17 protein-coding genes are annotated in these 18,636 nt (G+C 70.1%); 6 read left to right on the forward strand and 11 right to left on the reverse strand.

Features of this window, described 5'->3' with window-relative positions:
- Positions 1 to 44: 44 nt before the first annotated feature.
- Genes ACYVIO_RS07735 through ACYVIO_RS07755 form a run of 5 tightly spaced genes read right to left on the reverse strand, consistent with a single transcriptional unit; the run spans position 45 to position 6,270 of the window.
- Positions 45 to 1,406: a hypothetical protein gene (locus ACYVIO_RS07735; RefSeq protein ID WP_460649961.1), complete on the reverse strand. Its 1,362-nt coding sequence runs from the start codon at positions 1,404 to 1,406 to the stop codon at positions 45 to 47.
- Entirely contained in the window at positions 1,403 to 2,206 is an 804-nt protein-coding gene (locus tag ACYVIO_RS07740; RefSeq protein WP_460649962.1) for an amidohydrolase family protein, read from the reverse strand. The genes ACYVIO_RS07735 and ACYVIO_RS07740 overlap by 4 nt, the downstream gene beginning before the upstream one ends.
- Positions 2,203 to 2,976 carry an amidohydrolase family protein gene (locus tag ACYVIO_RS07745; RefSeq protein ID WP_460649963.1) on the reverse strand — a complete coding sequence of 258 codons (774 nt, stop codon included), beginning with the start codon at positions 2,974 to 2,976 and terminating at the stop codon, positions 2,203 to 2,205. Before ACYVIO_RS07745 ends, ACYVIO_RS07740 begins: the two co-directional genes overlap by 4 nt.
- Entirely contained in the window at positions 2,969 to 5,212 is a 2,244-nt protein-coding gene (locus ACYVIO_RS07750; RefSeq protein WP_460649964.1) for a heparinase II/III family protein, read from the reverse strand. The genes ACYVIO_RS07745 and ACYVIO_RS07750 overlap by 8 nt, the downstream gene beginning before the upstream one ends.
- Positions 5,209 to 6,270, reverse strand: coding sequence for a Gfo/Idh/MocA family protein (locus ACYVIO_RS07755; protein WP_460652070.1), 1,062 nt, complete (start codon positions 6,268 to 6,270; stop codon positions 5,209 to 5,211). The genes ACYVIO_RS07750 and ACYVIO_RS07755 overlap by 4 nt, the downstream gene beginning before the upstream one ends.
- Positions 6,271 to 6,479: 209 nt before the next feature.
- On the opposite strand from ACYVIO_RS07755, the gene ACYVIO_RS07760 reads away from it, so the two are divergent.
- Positions 6,480 to 8,039: a hypothetical protein gene (locus ACYVIO_RS07760; RefSeq protein ID WP_460649965.1), complete on the forward strand. Its 1,560-nt coding sequence runs from the start codon at positions 6,480 to 6,482 to the stop codon at positions 8,037 to 8,039.
- A gap of 37 nt (positions 8,040 to 8,076) precedes the next feature.
- Here the strand turns inward: ACYVIO_RS07760 and ACYVIO_RS07765 are convergent, their stop codons facing one another.
- The 3 genes from ACYVIO_RS07765 to ACYVIO_RS07775 all read right to left on the reverse strand — a co-directional run bounded on the left by ACYVIO_RS07765 (position 8,077) and on the right by ACYVIO_RS07775 (position 10,286).
- Positions 8,077 to 8,451, reverse strand: coding sequence for a YciI family protein (locus ACYVIO_RS07765; protein ID WP_460649966.1), 375 nt, complete (start codon positions 8,449 to 8,451; stop codon positions 8,077 to 8,079).
- Between the two features lie 78 nt (positions 8,452 to 8,529).
- A complete protein-coding gene (locus ACYVIO_RS07770) occupies positions 8,530 to 9,156 on the reverse strand; it encodes an FMN reductase (RefSeq protein ID WP_460649967.1) in 627 nt (208 codons plus the stop codon).
- A complete protein-coding gene (locus tag ACYVIO_RS07775; protein ID WP_460649968.1) occupies positions 9,153 to 10,286 on the reverse strand; it encodes an LLM class flavin-dependent oxidoreductase in 1,134 nt (377 codons plus the stop codon). Before ACYVIO_RS07775 ends, ACYVIO_RS07770 begins: the two co-directional genes overlap by 4 nt.
- 118 nt (positions 10,287 to 10,404) lie before the next feature.
- On the opposite strand from ACYVIO_RS07775, the gene ACYVIO_RS07780 reads away from it, so the two are divergent.
- Positions 10,405 to 12,048, forward strand: a complete 1,644-nt coding sequence (locus ACYVIO_RS07780; protein WP_460649969.1) for a glycosyl hydrolase family 28-related protein — start codon at positions 10,405 to 10,407, stop codon at positions 12,046 to 12,048.
- On the opposite strand, the gene ACYVIO_RS07785 is transcribed toward ACYVIO_RS07780, so the two are convergent.
- Together ACYVIO_RS07785 and ACYVIO_RS07790 are read right to left on the reverse strand one after the other, a co-directional pair.
- Complete coding sequence (locus tag ACYVIO_RS07785) at positions 12,041 to 12,385, reverse strand: tetratricopeptide repeat protein (RefSeq protein WP_460649970.1); 345 nt, start codon at positions 12,383 to 12,385, stop codon at positions 12,041 to 12,043. The genes ACYVIO_RS07780 and ACYVIO_RS07785 overlap by 8 nt on opposite strands.
- Positions 12,386 to 12,442: 57 nt before the next feature.
- Positions 12,443 to 13,315, reverse strand: coding sequence for an aldo/keto reductase (locus tag ACYVIO_RS07790; RefSeq protein ID WP_460649971.1), 873 nt, complete (start codon positions 13,313 to 13,315; stop codon positions 12,443 to 12,445).
- A gap of 150 nt (positions 13,316 to 13,465) precedes the next feature.
- On the opposite strand from ACYVIO_RS07790, the gene ACYVIO_RS07795 reads away from it, so the two are divergent.
- Both ACYVIO_RS07795 and ACYVIO_RS07800 read left to right on the forward strand, forming a co-directional pair.
- Positions 13,466 to 15,013 (forward strand): alkaline phosphatase D family protein, encoded by a 1,548-nt coding sequence (locus tag ACYVIO_RS07795; RefSeq protein WP_460649972.1) that lies wholly within the window; start codon positions 13,466 to 13,468, stop codon positions 15,011 to 15,013.
- Entirely contained in the window at positions 15,013 to 15,834 is an 822-nt protein-coding gene (locus ACYVIO_RS07800) for a polysaccharide lyase family protein (RefSeq protein WP_460649973.1), read from the forward strand. Before ACYVIO_RS07795 ends, ACYVIO_RS07800 begins: the two co-directional genes overlap by 1 nt.
- A gap of 6 nt (positions 15,835 to 15,840) precedes the next feature.
- Here the strand turns inward: ACYVIO_RS07800 and ACYVIO_RS07805 are convergent, their stop codons facing one another.
- On the reverse strand, positions 15,841 to 17,421 hold the full coding sequence (locus ACYVIO_RS07805; protein ID WP_460649974.1) for an alkaline phosphatase D family protein: 1,581 nt from the start codon (positions 17,419 to 17,421) through the stop codon (positions 15,841 to 15,843).
- Between the two features lie 143 nt (positions 17,422 to 17,564).
- Between ACYVIO_RS07805 and ACYVIO_RS07810 the strand changes: the two genes are divergently transcribed.
- Together ACYVIO_RS07810 and ACYVIO_RS07815 are read left to right on the forward strand one after the other, a co-directional pair.
- Positions 17,565 to 17,810 (forward strand): antitoxin VbhA family protein, encoded by a 246-nt coding sequence (locus ACYVIO_RS07810; protein WP_460649975.1) that lies wholly within the window; start codon positions 17,565 to 17,567, stop codon positions 17,808 to 17,810.
- The gene (locus ACYVIO_RS07815; protein ID WP_460649976.1) at positions 17,807 to 18,622 is read left to right on the forward strand and encodes a Fic/DOC family protein; all 816 of its coding nucleotides are present in this window, start codon (positions 17,807 to 17,809) and stop codon (positions 18,620 to 18,622) included. The genes ACYVIO_RS07810 and ACYVIO_RS07815 overlap by 4 nt, the downstream gene beginning before the upstream one ends.
- Positions 18,623 to 18,636 lie beyond the last annotated feature (14 nt).

Below are 18,636 nucleotides of genomic sequence, written 5' to 3' on the forward strand. Positions count from 1 at the left end.
GCGCGAGGCCAGTACGGCGTCCGCAATCGGCAACGGAGCTCGGACTACTCGAGCTTCTCGGTGAGCAGCCGGAACTGCTGACGCGGTCGCCCGCCACCGCTCGACCGGGCGGGCGGCAGCGGCCAGGCGAGCCCGGCGTCGACCAGTTCCTTGAGCATCCGGCGCCCGGTCCGCTGGGTGACGCGCATGACCTCGGCGACGGTTTCCACGTCGGCGATCACCTGGGGACCGGTGCCGGTCGCGGCGGCGATCGAGGTGACGATCTCGATCGCCCGCGGGTCGATCGGCGGGGCACCGTCCTGCGGCGCGGACTCGGTGATCGCGCGGCCGGTGCCGGGCGGGAGGTCGGTCCGCGCGTTCGCGTCGTCGAGGTAGACCGCGACCCGGCCCGCGCGGCCGACCGAGTCCTCGACCGCGATCAGCGCGTTGGCCTCGGCCGCCCGTGCGGTCTGGCCGGTGCCGGCTCCGACAGCCACCGGTACGCCGAGCTGGGCCGTCAGCACGCCCAGGAAGGGTGCGGTCGTGAACTGTTCGGTCAGCTGGACCAGGGCGCCGTGGGTGGTGGTGACCAGGAAGAGCGTGTCCGAACGCCGCGTCACGGTGGCCCCGACCTGACGCGCCTCCGACAGCAGCCGCTGGTGGGTCGACAGGGCGAGCTCCTGCTGCCAGTAGTCCCCGGACTCGGTGCGGGAGGTACCGGTCGGGATCAGCTGTACGGCGATCATCGCGATCTGGTGCGCGCCCATCCGGGTGCCCTGGCCGAGCAGCACCGCCGTCTCCAGGGCGTCGCGCACGCTCGACCGGGTCGGGGCGATCCGGAGCACCGGTACGCCGTGGGACCGCAGTTCGCGCTCGACCGCGAGGATCGTGGTCAGGGCGAGGGTCGCGCCCTGCTCCCGCTTGGCCCGGTGGAAGGCCGCGAAGCCCGCCACGGACTCCGGGCCGTCGTACGGGATGTCGTGCACGTTCGTGGTGGCGAGCCCGATCTCGGCGTACGCCTCCTCGACGTCGGCCGCGGCCAGGGAGTCGATGCTCACCCGGCTCAGGTCGACGTCGTCGATGGTCAGCGAGGCGCGCAGCAGCGCGGCGTACAGGGCCGCGCCGGTCAGCGGGAGGTGTGTGGACGGGACCGACAGCCAGTGCCCGTCCGCGGCCAGGTCGAACTGCCAGGGGCCGGGGAACACGGCGGAGTCGATGCGGTCGCGCAGCCGCCGGTACCGGTCCTCGGCCTCGGCCTGGTCGTCGTACCCGCCGGTGACGAACTTGACGCGGTTCGGGGCGTGCCGCTCGGCGATCTGCTGGCCGGCCTCGGCCATCGTCTTGACCAGCCGGCGCGGGCCGAACAGCCCGACCACCACCGGCGGCAGGCGTTCGCCGGCCGAGGAACTGTCGGTGTCGTCGTTCATCGAGGCTCCCCCGGATCACCCGGCAGCGGGCGCCACCGGAACAGACGGCGGGCGTTCCCACCGAGGACATCTTCGCGCTCGTCCTCGGTCATCGATGCGTAGACCACGCGACCGAGCGACATCCGCTGGTCGATGAAGGGGAAATCGGAGCCGAACAGCACGCGCCGGCTCCCGACCTGCTCGACCATGCCCGTGATCAGTTGGCCGGTCATCTGCGATCCGCACACCTCAAGCCAAAGCGAGGGATGGTGGGTGGCGGCGGCGACTGCCTCGTCGACGCCGGCCGGACTGATGCCCGCGTGGCCGAGGATCACCGGAGCGTCGGGGTACTTGGTGGCGACCGTCTCGAACAGCGCCGGCGCGTCGTAGGCGGAGCCGTGCTGGGAGTGGCTGAGCACCGGGCAGCCGGTCTCCGCGGCGAACGCCCACACGGCGGCGTACCGCGCGCCGGTCACGGGGTACTGGTGCAGCGTCGGATGCACCTTGATCCCGACGAAGCGGTCGTCGGCCGCGAGCCGTTCGAGCTCGCGCTCCGGGTCCTGCCACGGATTGATCACCGCGTACGCCGCGATCCGGCCCGGGTGGGCGTCCACCGCGGCCAGTGTCTCCGAGTTGCCGAGGTGGGCGTCCTGCTGGATGGCGCGGTTCGCCGCGACCACGGCGACCTGGGTCCCGGTCCGGTCCATCACGTCGACCATCTGCTGGGCGCCGGGTTCCGGAATGTGGAACAGCGAGTACGGGCCGAGGTGCGCGTGTACGTCGATCACCAGCCGCTCGGCCGGCGGTCGGCGGCCGATCATGCGAGCCCCCCGACAGGCAGCGCGAACAGTCTGCCCGCGTTGCCGGAGCCGATCTGGCGGACCGTGGCGTCGTCCACGCCCGACCAGGCGAGCCGGACGACGCTCTCGGCAGGATCGCGCAGGCCGAGCCCGGTGGCGAACAGCAACCGGTCGGCCAGGCCGTTGGCGGCCAGCCACTCCACGGCCTGGTGGGCCGCGAAGTTGACCAGGTCGACGGACAGGTTGTCGTGGTCGCGCAGCGCCGCCGAGAGGTTGCGCAGCTCCCGGTACCCGACCTGGGAGACGACGATCCGCAGGGTGGGGAAGCGGGCGGCGATCACCGCGAGCTGGGACCAGTCGAGCTCAGCGGCGTCCGCGCAAAGCGGCAGCCCGACGGCCGCGAGGGCGGAGTAGAACTCGTCCATCGCGGCGGACACCGGCGCGTACCCGTGCGATCGGGGATAGAGGCGGAACGCTCCGACGCCCTCGTCCGCGGCCCGGCTGACCAACCCGCCGAGGGTGTGCGACTCGCCGTGGACCGGTGGCACCGCTGTCCAGCAGGCCAGGACGCCCTGGTCGGCCAGGTCGGTCGCGACGGCGCTCGCCTCGGCGTTGCCGGTCAGGGGATCGTGCAGCCACGAGGCCATCGCGCCGACCAGAGCTCCGGACAGCGCGTACGTGTCGAGGTGGGCCGCGATCGCGTCCCGGTCGGTCGGCTGCAGCAGCGCCGCCGGGTGCGCGCCGGTCACGATGTGCGCGTCGAACCAGCCGCTGGTGACGTCGTCAGGCATGAGTCGCTCCCTCGATGGTCCAGCGCCCGGCGTACGGAAGAGTGAGATCCGCCCAGCCCGCCTCGTCGCTGACGGTCGTGACCGGTACGGCGTTCAGCCGGACCTCGCCGTCCTGGCCCACGCGGATCCAGATCCGGCAACGGCCGGACGCGGTCACCGCCAGGTGCAGCCGGCCGTCCCGCAGCGTCGCCTCGACATCGACGGGCGCGGCGCTCCGGAACAGCGGCCGGCCGCGGTCGGACAGCTCGCACACCTGCCAACCCGTTGCCCAGGACAACTGTTCGCCCGCGTCCCGCCGGGTGCGCACCCAGTGGTTGGCGCCGACCCGATCGACCGTGTGGCCGTGGTCGACGGTCAGCTTCGCCCAACTCCGTACGACGGTCACGCTGGGCGGCTCGGCTCCCGCGTGCGGGACGAGCACCGTGGTGAAGGCGCCGTGAGCGCGGTCGAGCGCCAACGTGTGCAGCGGCCCGTACGGCGCCTCAGGGCGGACCGGATCCGGCCGACGAGCCGTCCCTTCGAGCGTTTCGACCGCTGTGGTCTCCGGCTCGCCGGCCTCGAGCAAGAGGAGCCCCGAACCGTCGGAAGCCGTTGTGTCGAAGGCGAGCGGGCCGACTTGGCGCCAGGGGTCGAGCGCCTGCCAGCACGCGCGGAAGGCGTGCTGTTCGGCAAGTCCTGGTGTGCTGTCGGTGACGACCACGAATGCGGGCTCTTCCCGGACCATCGCGATCGTGCGGGCCTGCGGTACGCCGTTGCCCTGGTGGCGTCCGGTGAAGACGGCCAGGAGGTCGGTGTCGACCAGCGGATCGGTGCTCACCGCGCGATCGGTGCTCAGCTCCTGTCCGTCCACCAGCACAGTGTTGTGCCCCTGGCCGGAGCGGTACCAGGACAGGTACTCCGGGTCGTCGTAGCTGGGCGGACCACCGGCCTCCCAGAGCAGCGGCCGGCCCCACCCCTCGAGCACGAAGTCGAGGACGGCGCGGTGCGAGTGCGACTCCAGCTCGTGCTCGATGTGCGGCCCGCAGTTGATCACGGCGCGGAGGGCGTCCGCGCGCAGTACGACGTACCCGGAATCAGCCAGTACGCCGGTGCGCTGCTGCGCAGGAGCCGGGTCGCCAAGGGCCGAACCGAGCGTGTTCATCCACCGAGCCTGCCTGGCGGAGTCCGTCCAGGCCGGAAGCATGGCGGCCTCTTCGGCGAACTCCTCCGGCGTCAGCCACTGCGCGGCGACGCTCGCCAGCACCGGATTGTCGAGGACATAGCTTCCGCGCAGCAGGCTCCGAGCCGGCCACACGACGTGGCTGTCCTGCAGGTGGGGGATCCAGCCGCCGGGCGAGACGAGCTCGCACAGCCAGTCGTACATCGCGGTCAGCTTCGGGTGCCGGGCCAGTTGACCGGACCCGTACCGGGAGTCGACGACAGCGGCCAGCTGGAGCGAGGTCAGGCACATCGTGTGATAGCCCGGAGAGCGCTCGTAGTGTCCGCCGTCGGGATAGACGTCCAGCAGCAGGTGCTCGTCGATCCGCAGGCGCGCACGTTCGGCCCAGCTCGCGGACTCGACCAGATCGGGCAGTACGGCGCTGAGGTGCAGGAGCTCCGTGGCGGAGACGAGTTGCCAGTTGCCGTGCCGGAAGACGTCGTGCTCGTCGTACGCCCAGCGCGCCCCGCCGACGAGAGTGCTGACCAGTCCGCCCCAGGCCCGGTCGGACAACGGCGAAGTGGTGAGAACCTCGAGCGTGGGCAGGAGGCCGCGGCACCGGGCCCAGGTGCCGAGGGAGTACCAGATCACGTCGAGCCCCGGCCACTCGCCGACGGCGGAATCGCGCTGCTCGACCCAGTCCTCCAGGTGCCGCTCGAAGGCTTCGAGGTAGCGGTCCTCACCGGTCAGCAGCCAGGCGTGCACCCCCGGCACCAGCCAGTCCAGGTAGTGGAAGCCGTAGCGCCGGGAGCGGCCGTGCCCGCCGCCGGTCACGTCGACCTCACCGAGCAGCGCGGTCGCCTGGATCAGCACCGCGTCGGCCGTAGGACCGGAACGAATCGCTTCGGTCCACTCGCGCAACGGCCATGCGGGTCTGCGCATCCGGCCTGCCACGAAGGCGCGCAAGGTGGCGAGGTCGTCGACTCCGGACGGGGAGCCGAAGGCCTTGATCAGGTCGTCGGTGGCGATCCGGTTGATCCGGCCGTCGATGTGCCGCGCCTTCTCGGGACCGGCGGACAGGGTGGCGATCTCCGTCACCGCGCCCCGGGATCGGCGAGCATCGAGACGTCGACGGGCTGCCGAGTCGCGATCGAGGTGTGCGCGGCTTCCAGTACGGCGGTGACGTTGCGGCTGCTCTCGATCGTGATCAGCGGCTGCCTGCCCGTACGGCAGCAGGTGATCCAGTGCGCGATCGCGTCGGCGTACGCGCCGGCCGGGACGCCGTGCATCACCCGCTGCAGCATGTTCCGCGGGTAGCTGTAGCCGTCCTTGCGGGCGACCACGACGCTCTCCTTCTGCCGGTCCAGTTGGACCACGCCGTCCTCGGCGACGACCGAGACGTAGGAGTCGACCATGGTCGGGAAGGTGTTCGGGTAGATCCAGGCCGACTCGAACGTCGCCACGGCGCCGCGCGAGTACTCCGCCTGGATCTGGATCGCGTCGGGGGTGTCGATCCCGAGCGAGCGCAGCTTGCCCCAGCGCGCGGTGGCGTAGACGCGGGTGACCTGGTCGCGCAGCAGCCAGGAGACCAGGTCGATGTCGTGGCTGGACAGGAACCAGGCACAGGTCGTGCGGTCGGCCCACGACAGCATCTCGGTCGGCACGAAGATCGTGTCGTCCTTGCGGGCGTACGCGACCGCGGGCTCCCCGAGATCGGCGAGCAGGTCGTACGCCTGCGCGTACGCGGGAACCCAGCGATGGTTGAACAAACACATCGCCACCACGTTGTTGCGCCGTACGGCGGCCACTGCCGCGTCCGCCTCCGCGACGGAGGTGGTGAGCGGCTTCTCGACGAGGATGTGCTTGCCGGCGTCGGCCGCTCGCACCATCATCTCGCCGTGCAGGTGGTCCGGCGTGGTGAGGACCACGGCGTCGACCTCGTCGTCGCGCAGCAGCGCGTCCAGGTCCGGGTGGATCGCCGGCCTCGGGGCGCCCCGCTCCTGGACCTCGTCGGCGAGCCGGCCGGCGGCTTCGGTCGACCGGCTGGTGCACGCCGTGACCTCGACCTCGGCGACGGCCGACAGGGACAGCGCGTTGGCCCGGCCCATGATCCCGGCGCCGACGATGCCGATCCGGAGGTGGTCCCTGTTGCTGATGACGTCCTCCCGGAGGAATGAATGTCCTAAACGCTACTTCTAGACATCATAGTGTTCGGGGCTGGTCGATCGTTCGTCAACCATGTGGGTGGGATCTTCTCAGAAAAGATTGGGGTAGTTCACGCTGGTGAGTCCTGCCGTTGTGGGCTACGGTCGTCAAAATTTGGAATCCAGAAGCCGGGTTTCAGACACGAAGGGACGCACTTGAGATGACCCCACCGATCAGCAGGCGCAACCTCCTTCTCGGCTCCACCGCCGCCGGCGTCGTCGCTTGGACCGGCGTACCCGGCGTGGCCTCGGCGGCCGGCCCGGCCTCCGCGGCCGGGCAGCCCTTCACGGCCGCGCTCGACTACGAGTCGCCCGCGGCGTTCGCCGCGGCGCAGTCGGCGTACCTGGCCGCCAACCCGATGAGCAACGAGGCCGGCATGTACGCGTGGGGTGAGTCCTACTTCATGCTCGGACTGCTCCGGATGTACGAGGCCTACCAGGACGAGCAGTACCTGCGCACCTTCGAGGAGCGCGCGGCCCACGTCCTCGGCACGACGGACCAGGCCCGCGGCGTCAAGGACTACCGCGGCCGCTCGGGCAAGGTCTGGCGGACCGCCTTCAACTACACCGCCGGCCACGCCGTTCTCCCGGACGGCGCCGGGAAGCCCGCCGTGCAGCTGCGCTGGGCCGGGACGCGGAGCGCGGAGTCGACCGCCGAGGTGCTCAACGTCTCCGGCGACACCTTCGACCTGGTCCTGCGCAACCCCGCGACGACCACCGTCGTCACGCTGCGCGGCGTCTCGCTGGACCCCGGCGCGGCCACGTACGTCGTCCCCGCGGTGAACGCGGCGTACGGACCGGCGTTCCGCTGGACGGCCGTCGACCTCAGGACGTCAGCCCGCCGCCGAAGCGCTCCGCGCGCGGCCACCATCGCCTTCACCCCGCAGTACTACGTGTTCGCGGTGCACACCGGCATGGTGGCCTACCCGCTCGCCCGGTACGCACGGATGGTGCTGAAGACGCCGGGCCTGAACCGCGGGCCTCGTCGTCGTACGGCGCTCGACCTGCTCGGTGCGGCCAAGGACGCGGTCGCCTTCCACGACTGCGAGTACGCGACGCGCCCGGGCGGAGCGGGCGACTACGTGTGGCCGAAGGGGGCGCCGATTCCCTTCGACGGCCTGATCCAGCCGTACAACCAGAGCCAGGGGCTGGGGCTGGTCATGGTCGAGCTGTACCGGGCGACCGGCGAGCAGCGCTACCGCACGCGGGTGAACGAGCTGCTCACGTCGTACCGCGCCGGGCTCACCCTCGAGGCCGACGGAGCCTACGTCTGGCCTTACTGGCCGGTGTACGGCGAGCTGTACTCCGGCTACACGCGCGAGCAGGGCCTCTCGGAGTACACGCCGTTCTACTCGGCGAACCGGCAGGTCGAGGACATCAGCCACGCGGCGATCAGCACGGAGTTCGTGCACGCCGCGTTCGAGGCCGGCATCGACGACACCCTGGGCCAGGACATCGAGCGGTTCGCCGCGACCTTCCGGCAGAACGTGGTCCGGTCCGCCACCGAGGTCTGGTACCGCGTGAACGGCACCGCCGACGCCGTCCCGGGCAACGCGGTGCAGTGCGCCCGCTGGATGCCGTACGCCGAGCAGGACTCGATCGTCCACGAACAGACCCTGCGGGTGTACGACGCCGTGCAACTCGTCCCCGTCCAGGGCTCGCACGCGCTGGGGATCGCCTACCTCAACTGGGCGAAGCAGCAAGGCTGGCTGAACCAGTGAGACAGCCGGGCCGGTACGACGTACCGGCCCGGAGCTGTCAGAACACGTGCAGCGGCCGCAGCTCGATCGTCTCGCCCGGGCCGGCGAAGACCTGGGCGATCTCGTCGGCGCGTTCGGGGGTGTCGACGTCGATCAGGAAGAACCCGGCCAGGTGTTCCTTCGACTCGGAGTACGGGCCGTCGGTGACGACCGGGCGGCCGGTGTAGCGGTAGAGGCGGGACGTGGCCGGGTCGCCGAGGGCCTCGCCGCCGAGGAGCTCGCCGTTGGCCTGCAGCTCGGTCAGCAGCTTCTCGAAGTTCGAGTTCAGGCGCTCCCGCTCGGCCTTCGGGAGCGCCTGGTGCTCGGGCACCGTGTCGCCGGTCGGGTGGCCCCACGGCTGCGGGCTGGAGTGGATCAGGAGCACGTACTTCATCAGAGATCCCTAACGTCTGAGCGCCGCCGTTCGGCCCTCCTGACGCTACATCGAGGCCGACCGACGGCCCTCGACATTTCAGCTGTTCAGCAGATCCTCGAACGGTGTCGGGCTCTCGAAGGGGTCGACGGCCCGCCGCGCGGGCTGGTTGGTGAGCAGGTCGACCAGCTCGGTCGCCGCGCGCTCGACGCGGGCGCGCAGCGCCACCGCGTGCGGACCCCAGTCCGACGACGCCGCGTACACGCCAGTCGGTACGACGACCGCCTGCAGGTACGCGAACAGCGGCCGCAGCGCGAACTCCAGCACGAGCGAGTGCCGCTCGGTCCCACCGGTCGCGCCGATCAGCACCGGCTTGCCGACCAGCGCCTTGTCGTCGAGCACGTCGAAGAACAACTTGAACAGCCCGCTGTACGACGCACTGAAGGTCGGCGTCACCGCGATCAACGCGTCGGCGTTCACCACCGTCTCCAGCACCTCCCGCAACGACGCGGACGGGAAGCCGGTCAGCAGGTTGTTGGTCAGGTCGTGCGCGAGGTCGCGCAGCTCGAAGACCACCACGCGCCGTGGCACCCCGCGGCCGTCGAGGGTGTCCCCGACGGCGGCGGCGAGCTGGTCGGCGAGCAGCCGGGTCGACGAGGGGCTCGTCAGTCCGGCCGTCACCACGGCGATCGTGCGTTCGCCCTCGGGGCGAGGCAGTTCCTTCATCGCTCGGCTCCCTCGGTCACGGACTCCGGCGCCGACAGCGACTCCAGCGAGTGCGCCCGCTCGGCCGCGGTCTTCAGCGACGCGTGCGTCGGCGCGTCCGGCACGTGCGCCGGCTTCAGGGCCGCGAACTCCTTGCGCAGTACCGGCACGACCTCCTCGCCGAGGATGTCGAGCTGCTCGAGCACGGTCTTCAGCGGCAGCCCGGCGTGGTCCATCAGGAACAGCTGGCGCTGGTAGTCGCCGAACTGCTCGCGGAAGCCGAGCGTCCGCTCGATCACTTCCTGCGGGCTGCCGACGGTCAGCGGCGTCTCGCGGGTGAAGTCCTCCAGCGACGGCCCGTGCCCGTAGACCGGGGCGTTGTCGAAGTACGGACGGAACTCCCGGACGGCGTCCTGCGAGTTCTTCCGCATGAAGACCTGGCCGCCGAGCCCGACGATCGCCTGGTCTGCGGCGCCGTGCCCGTAGTGCTCGAAGCGGCGGCGGTACAGGTCGATCATCTGCGCGGTGTGCGAGGCCGGCCAGAAGATGTTGTTGTGGAAGAAGCCGTCGCCGTAGTACGCCGCCTGCTCCGCGATCTCCGGCGAACGGATCGAGCCGTGCCAGACGAACGGCGGTACGCCGTCGAGCGGCCGCGGCGTCGCGGTGAAGCCCTGCAGCGGGGTCCGGAAGTTGCCCTCCCAGTCGACCACGTCCTCGCGCCACAAGCGGCGCAGCAGGGCGTAGTTCTCGACGGCGAGCTGGATGCCGTTGCGGATGTCCTGCCCGAACCACGGGTAGACCGGGCCGGTGTTGCCACGGCCCATCATCAGGTCGACCCGGCCGTCGGCCAGGTGCTGCAGCATCGCGTAGTCCTCGGCGATCTTCACCGGGTCGTTGGTGGTGATCAACGTCGTCGAGGTGGACAGGATCAGCTTCGAGGTCTGCGCCGCGATGTACCCGAGCATGGTCGTCGGCGACGACGCCACGAACGGCGGGTTGTGGTGCTCGCCGGTGGCGAACACGTCCAGGCCGACCTCCTCGGCCTTCAGCGCGATCGCGACCATCGCCTTGATCCGCTCGGCCTCCGAGACGGTCGTGCCGGTGGTCGGATCCTGCGTCACGTCACTGACGCTGAAGACGCCGAACTGCATGAGCCCTCCTCGATTAGGTAGTTAATTATTGAACTATTTCTGGCTCTTGTCTATTCCGGTCCGCCCAGTGAAACTTGGTCCCACCCTGCGAAACCCTTCCGCCCCGAGGAGTTCGTCCATGATGCTCTCCCGCCGCCTGCTCCTGGGCAGCGCCGCAGCCATCCCCGCTGCAGGTCTCCTATCCACTGGTCCGGCCCAAGCCAGTTCGCGTGACACGTCGACCGAGCTGCTCGCCGAATGGTCCGAAGCGCCCGGCACGCACCCGCTGATCCCCGACATCTCGCACGCCGGCTACCGCGGCGGCGAGCGCCCTCGGGCTCCACGCACGATCGCCCGCGTCACCGACTTCGGCGCGCGTCCCGGCAGCACGGCCGATGCAGCACCCGCCTTCAACGCCGCCGTCCAGTACGCCGGTACGCACGGCGGCGGCACTGTCGTCGTACCGCCGGGCGTCTACCGCCTCGACTCGCCCATCTGGATCCACTGGTCGAACGTCGTCCTCAAAGGCTCCGGCCGGGACCGCACGATCCTGCACTTCACTCGCCCGCTCGAGGAGAGCTATCGGCCCAACCTCCAGCCGAGTCTGCAGAGCCGCTGGTCGTGGACCGGCGGGCAGATCTGGGTGATCGCGCCTGAGCGCAAGGCGAAGTCGGAGGCCGAGGACTTCGCCGCCTCCGAGGGCTGGCTGCTCGGCGACACCCTCGCCGAGGTCGGGTCCGCGTCCCGCGGCCAGCGCACGCTGCTGGTCTCGAGTACTGCGAACCTCAAGGCTGGCGACCTCGTCGTACTGGAGACCGACAATCCCGCCGACGCCGGCGTACTCAAGCATCTGGCCGGCGACATCCCCGGTACGACGGACTACGACTGGCCGGTCAAGGCTCCACAGCTCACCACGGGCTCCGCGGGGCAGTACATCCAGTACGCGACCCTCCAGTGGCCCGTCCGGATCGAGGCGATCCTCGGCGAGCGCTTGGTCCGGCTGGCGCAACCGCTCAGGTACGACCTCAGGCCGAGCTGGCCGTCACGCCTACGCGAGCTCGGCCCGACCGTGCACGACGTCGGCGTCCAGTCGCTGACGATCCGCAACGAGCTGAAGCCGATGACCATCCACAACCGGCACCCCGGCGCGAACGGCCTGTGTTTCCAGGCGGTTCACGACTGCTGGGCCGACGACGTCCGGGTCGAGAACTGCGACCTGGGCTTCGGGTTCACCACCACGAAGGCGGTCACGCTGACCGATGTCGTGGTCGGCGGCCGGTCCGCGCACCACAGCTTCGCGTGCCGGATGCAGGCGCACGACAACCTGGTCGACGGGTTCGAGATCGAGGCGTTCACCGTGCCGCTGCCGACGGGCGCGCTGCACCACGGGCTCAACCTCGAAGGGCTGTCGGCGGGCAACGTCTGGCGGCGTGGCCGGATGGCCGAGGGCACGTTCGACACGCACCGGGCGATGCCGTTCGAGAACGCGCGGACCGACATCACGCTGGTGAACAACGGCCGCGTCGGCGGATCGGCGGCGTCGGGCCCGCTGTTCGGGGCGCGGATCGCGCACTGGAACGTGCGGATCACCAGCGGTTCGCCGTACGCGATCCAGTTAGCCGACGTGGCACCCCGCAGCCTCACGGTCGGGCTGCAGGGGCTCACGTCGGATCCGAGCGGGTTGCCGCGCGACTTCCAGGGCGACCTGGAGAACGGCACGTTCCTGCTGGGCGCGCGGCCCGCCGTACGGGATCTGTACGACGCTCAGCGATCCCTTACATAGTGTGGTTCGCGAGATGACTGTCGTCGCCGGTCAGCGCCGCCACGATCCGGCGGTGCTTGACCGCTTCGTCCGCCCGCGACTGCCGCTCGAGCGTGCGCGCCATCATCAGGTGCGCGTAGTACTCGGTCGGCTCGCGGGTGATCACCTCGTGCAGGTGCTGCTCGGCCGGCTTGAGCAGCGCCGAGTGGTAGTAGGCCCGCGCCAGCAGCAGCCGCGTGCCCACGTCGTCCGGCGTCTCCTCGACGACCGGCTTCAGTGCCTTGATCGCCCCGCGGTAGTCCTTCTCCTCGAAGTACTGCCGGCCGAGGCCGTAGCTCAACGCACGCAGGTCTTCCATGGGACCTCCCATCGGGGCTGAATGATTCGACAGCCCTAACGTCAGGCCCGTACGGCGCTATTCCGCGTCGAGCGCGGCCACCTGCTCGGCCGTCAGCTCCAGGTCGACCGCGGCGTAGGAGTCACGGATCGTCTCCGGCCGGCTCGACCCCGGGATCGGGATCACGTGCGGCGACTTGGCCAGCATCCAGGCCAGCGTCAGCTGCTGCGGGCTGACCCCGAGCTCACCGGCGATCCGGTGGAACGCCGGGTGCTTCTCGCCCAGGTCCGACGCCTTCGAGATGCCGCCGAGCGGCGACCACGGCAGGAACGCGATGCCGAGCTCGTCGCACAGCTCCAGCTCCGGCTCGCTCGACCGGTACGCCGGGGAGAACTGGTTCTGCACCGAGACGAGACGGCCGCCAAGGATCTCGTTCGCCTGCTTGATCTGCTCGGGGTTCGCGTTGGAGATGCCGGCCTGGCGGATCTTGCCGGCGTCCAGCAGGTCGCGGATCGCGCCGACCGAGTCGGCGTACGGCGTCTTCGGGTCCGGCCGGTGGAACTGGTACAGCCCGATCGCCTCAACCCCGAGCCGCTTCAGCGACGCCTCGGCCGCCTGCTTCAGGTACTCCGGGGAGCCGTTCAGCGTCCAGGACCCGTCGCCCGGCCGCAGGTGCCCGCCCTTGGTCGCGACCACGACGTCCGACGTGTCACCGCCGTACGACGACAGCGCCTTCGCGATCAGCGACTCATTGTGCCCGACGTCGGTCGCGGTCAGGTGGTACGCGTCGGCGGTGTCGATCAGCGTGATCCCGGCGTCGAGCGCGGCGTGGATCGTCGCGATCGACCGGCTCTCGTCGTCCGGGCGTCCCTCGATCGACATCGGCATGCCGCCGAGCCCGATCGCACTGACCTCGACGTCCCCGATCCGGCGTTTCGTGTTGGTAGCCATGGGTCCCAAGTTCCCTCACCGGCGGATCGAAATCCAACAGGAGATTCCGCTCGCACTGATGACCAGCGGTACTGAATCCATGTCAAGGGGTTACATTCCGAACGGTTTTTACGTAAGAATGTGGCGAAATCGAGATCGGAGCCTCCGCCCATGGACTCACCTGATCCCGCCGGTCTGCGCCGGCGTTCCTTCCTCCAGCTCAGCGGCCTGAGCGCCGCCGCGGTCGCGCTCGGCGTCGCGGCGCCGGCCAGCGCCGACACGACACCCCGTCGAGCCGTCCCGTCCGGAGCGTTCGCGCTCGGGGTCGCGTCCGGCGATCCGACCGCCGAGGGGTTCGTCCTGTGGACCAAGCTCGCGCCGGAGCCGCTGGCCGTCGACGGGCACGGCGGGATGCCGCCGGACGACGTACCGGTCCAGTACGAGGTCGCCGAGGACCGGCAGTTCACCAAGGTCGTGCGCACCGGTACGGCGATCGCGTCGGCCGCGCTCGCGCACGCGGTCCATCCCGAGGTGCGCGGGCTGCAGCCGGGGCGCGAGTACTTCTACCGGTTCCGCGCCGGCCAGGAGATCAGCCCGGTCGGCCGGAGCAAGACGCTGCCGGTCGGCGCGGCCGCGCAGTTCTCCTTCGCGCTGGCGTCTTGTCAGGCCTGGTACCACGGGTACTTCTCGGCGTACAAGGATCTCGCGCGGCGCGAGGTGGACGCCGTGTTCTTCCTGGGCGACTACATCTACGAGTACGGAATCGTTGCCGGTGGCAACCTCTGGCGGAAGAACGTGACCGTCGCGCCGGAGCACACGGTCGAGATCGAGACCCTGGAGCAGTACCGGCTGCGCTACGCGCTGTTCAAGACCGATCCCGATCTCCAGGCCGCGCACGCCTCGGCGCCGTGGCTGCACACCTGGGACGACCATGAGGTGCAGAACAACTACGGCGCCGACACGTCGTACTACGGCATCCCGCCCGAGCTGTTCGTGTATCGCCGCGCGGTTGCCTACCGGGCCTTCTACGAGAACCTCCCGCTCTCGCTCGGCAGCCTGCCGCAGGGACCGGACAGTCAGGTCTACCGCCGCTTCGACGTCGGCACGCTGGCCCGGCTGAACCTGCTCGACACCCGCCAGTACCGCGATCCGATCCCGGTCAGCGAGGCGGACCGGCTGTCCGAGGCCCGCACGATCATGGGCCCGGCCCAGGAGCAGTGGCTGTACGACGGCCTGACGAACTCCCGGGCGACCTGGAACCTGGTCGCCAACGGCGTCGTCGTCACCGCCGTCACCAACGACCGGGTCGAGCAGTGGGACGGCTACCCGGCCAACCGTCGCAGGCTGATCTCCGCGTTCGGGCAGACCAGCAACCCCGTCGTACTGACCGGCGACATCCACCGCGCGGTCGCGTCGGAGCTCAAGGCCGACTTCGCCAACCCGTCGTCGCGCACGGTCGGCGTCGAACTGGTCTGCTCGTCGATCGGCTCGGACGGCGACGGCGCGGAGACCGACGACTACGCGCAGGACTGGCTCGGGCATCCGTACGTGAAGCTCTACAACGCGCGTCGCGGCTACGTGCACGCGACGCTGACGCCGACCGAGATGACGTCGGAGTTCGTCTCGGTGCCGTACGTCGAGGCCGACGCGAACGCCACGGCGCGCACGGTCGCGCGGTTCCGCACGCCCGCCGGCAGTCCCCGACTGGAGGCCCTGTGATGGCAGTTCCCGCACCGACCGGGCTGCGTGGCGCCGGTCAGATCAGCACGGTCACGCTCGACTGGACGGCGGTGCCGTGGTCCACGGTCGTCGACCACTACGCCGTGTACGCCGCCGTACCGGGTGGTGCTTGGGCCTTGGCGGGGAAGACCGTCTACCCGCGGTTCGTTCATCGAGGCCTCGGATTCAGCGGCGTCACCCGGAACTACCGCGTCGTCACCGTCGACGCGGCCGGAGCCTCCTCGGTGCCCTCGGCAACTGTTGCGGTCGCCAACAAGACCTCCGTGACGGTCTCCGGCCGCCCGATCGCCCGAGTCGGCCAGTACGACGGCAAGGGCTCCGAGCTCGCCCTGTCACCGAACCGCAGCGCCGACTACCCGGCGACCTTCCCGAACGACGTCGACTACACCTACGGCACGTCGCTCCCCAGCAAGCACTGGTGCTACCTGCTGCCCGGCCCGTCGGACAAGTGGGCCGGTTCGAAGAACCACCGGGTCCGCTTCCGCTTCAACCTGACCGCCTTGCCCACCAAGGATCTCGACCTCGCCCTCTGGCTGATCGACAGCCACGCCAGCCTGGCCGGCTCCGCCGTACTCCGGGTCAACGGCACCCAGGTCGAGCGGATCACCTTCGCCAACGGCGCCACCAAGGGTTCGACGATCGCGGACTCGACGTACCCCGGCTCACCGCTCAAGCCGTCGTACGTCGAGCGCCCGCTACCGCGATCCCTCTTCAAAACCGGTCAGAACATCGTCGAGGTCTCCAAGGACACCGGCTCCTGGGTCGCCTTCGACGCGTTCGGCGTCTACAGCAGACCCTGAGCCCGATCAGGCGAGGTGGACGTTCGCGCGCTTGTCCTCGACGACGTACGTCGCGCGGGTGGTGACGGGGGCGTCCGGCTTGCTGACGAACGGGACGACGCGGAAGTCGGAGCGCCACTGGCGCTCGTCGACGGTGACCCGGACGTACCCGCGCTGGGAGTTGAAGAACTTCAGGTGCGGGTTCGCCGCCAGGAACTGCTGACCCTGGTCGGTGGTGTCCGCGCCGTCGCCGCCGCTGGTGATCGACGTACCGACGAACTCCGTGCCGACCGTGCGTGAGTTCGGGTCGGCGAAGTCGCGCTTCAGCTCCAGGGCGTAGTTCTGGTGCCGGTCACCGGTGATGACGACCAGGTTGCGGACGCCGCTGTCCTGCGCCGCCGCCAGCACCTTGTTGCGCTCGGCAACGTAACCGTCCCACGGGTCGAGCCAGACGTGCGTCTCCGGACCGGGCGTCCAGTCGGTCTGGCCCATCGGGGTCTGGTTGCCCAGCACCTGCCAGCGGGCGCGCGACTGGCGGAAGCCGTCCAGCAGCCACTTGCGCTGCTTGCCGCCGAGCATCGTGTTGTCCGGGTCGAACCGGTCGTCGCAGGTCGACGAGTCGCCGTCGCCGCACGGCTGGTCCGAGCGGTACTGCCGGGTGTCCAGGATGGTGAAGTCCGCCAGCCGGCCGTACGGCAGCCGCCGGTGGTAGCGGATGTCCGGGCCGGACGGCATCTGCTCGTGCCGCAGCGGCAGGTTCTCGTACATCGCCTGGAAGGCCTGCGCGCGACGCTGCTTGAAGATCACCGGGTCCTGATCAGGCTCGGTGTCGGCCTGGGAGAGGTCGCCGGCCCAGTTGTTCTCCACCTCGTGGTCGTCGAACGTGTGGATCCACGGGTGCGCCGCGTGCGCGGCCTGCAGCGGCGCCTCGGACTTGTAGAGCGAGTACTGCAGCCGGTACCGGGCCAGGTCGAACGTCTCGGTGTGGAACCGCGGGTCGGTCTCGACGCCGCGCTTGTTGGTCTTCACGCCGGACTCGTACAGGTAGTCGCCGAGGTGCACGACCAGGTCGAGGTCCTCGTTCGCCATGTGCTCGTACGCCGTGAAGTACCCGTCCTGCCAGGCGTTGCACGAGGCGAAGGCGAACCGCAGGTTGCGCGGCGTCGTCAGCGGGTGCGGCGTCGTCCGGGTCCGGCCGGTCGCCGAGACCTCGTGGCCGGTGCGGAAGCGGTAGTAGTACTCGCGGTCCGGCAGCAGCCCGTGGATCTCGGGGTGCACCGAGTGGCCGAGCTCCGGCGTGGCGAGCACGCTCGACCGCCGTACGACGAACCGGAAGCGCTCGTCCAGGGCGACCTCGTACTCGACGCGCACCGGGCGGTTCGGCATCCCGCCCTTGCCGTCGACGGCGAAGGGATCGGTGGCCAGCCGGGTCCAGAGCACGACGCTGTCGTACTTCGGGTCGCCCGAGGCGACGCCGAGCGTGAACGGGTTGCCGGCCTTGGTCGGAACGGCGTACGTGGTCGAGGCGTCCCAGGCACCGGTGCCGAGCAGCACCGCGGCGGTGCCGGCACCGCCGTACCCGAGAAATCGACGACGGGAGACAGACATGCGGATCCTCCTGAGCGGGGAGTGGGGGTCCGGAACAGCCTTCAGTTGTCAGATGACTGTCCGCGAACCTCGATGCGACGCTGAAGTGAACGGAACTGCTCGATACGCTGGGATCCGCCCACCGACCACGCAGGAGTGCTGAGATGACGTACGAGCCGTGCCGCTACGCCCGTCAATGGCCGGAGCTGTTCGAGCCGCTGGACGACGCGCAGAAGCAGCGCGTCAGCGACGTCCTGGCCAGCGGGCGGCTGGACGGCTGGGAGCCCGACCGCGAGGACGTCTCCGACCTGGTCGACCGCGAGCTCGGCCGGATCGACGCCGCCGAGTACATCCGGCGCACGATCGCCAAGGTCACCGGCCGGAGCGGGGCGACCGAGGGCAGGGCGTGACCGAGCCCGGCTCCGAACAGCCCGCTGCCGAAGCTCCCGTCTCGGAGACCGAGCGCTGGAACCGGCTGTTCTGGGAGCCGGACGGCAAGGTCCTGCGCAACAAGCTCGGCTTGACCGACTACTTCCAGCTGCGCGACGCCGAGTACCGGATCCGCGCGATGCGGCAGGGCGAGATCGACCGGGGTGAGGTCGACATCCCGCGCACCTTCGACGCGGCCCACCTGCAGGCGATCCACCAGCACCTGTTCCAGGACGTGTACGACTGGGCAGGACAGCCGCGGGACGTGGGCATGCAGAAGGGCGGTCAGCCGTTCGTCGAGCCCGAGGCGACGGCCATGTGGGTCGAGCGCACCGGCACGGGGATCCGCGCCATCGACTGGCCGAACCTGCCCCGCGAGGAGTTCGTGTCCAAGCTGGCCACGGCGTACGCCGAACTGAACCTGGCGCACCCGTTCCGCGAGGGCAACGGCGCCAGCACGAAACTGTTCCTGCAGCACGTGACCGAGGCGACGCCGTACCGGCTCGACTACGACCGGGCCGACAAGTTCGCGTGGGACCTGGCGTCGATGAAATCGCGGACGGACTCGATCGAGACGCAAGTGGTGCAGTTCGACTCTCTGGTCCCGGTCTTCGACCAGCTCGTCGTCGATCGTGAGCCGGCGGCCACGCCGGAGCTCGACCCCGAGCTGGCCAAGTCGATCGCGCTGCAGAACTCGACGTACCCGGAGCTCCGGACCGACCAGCGCGCGCAGGACGTCGTACCGTCGCAGCAGGCCGCCGTCACCAAGGCGCCGCCCGAGCGCGAGGTCTGACGCGCCAGGCACAC

Source organism: Kribbella endophytica, assembly GCF_054781295.1.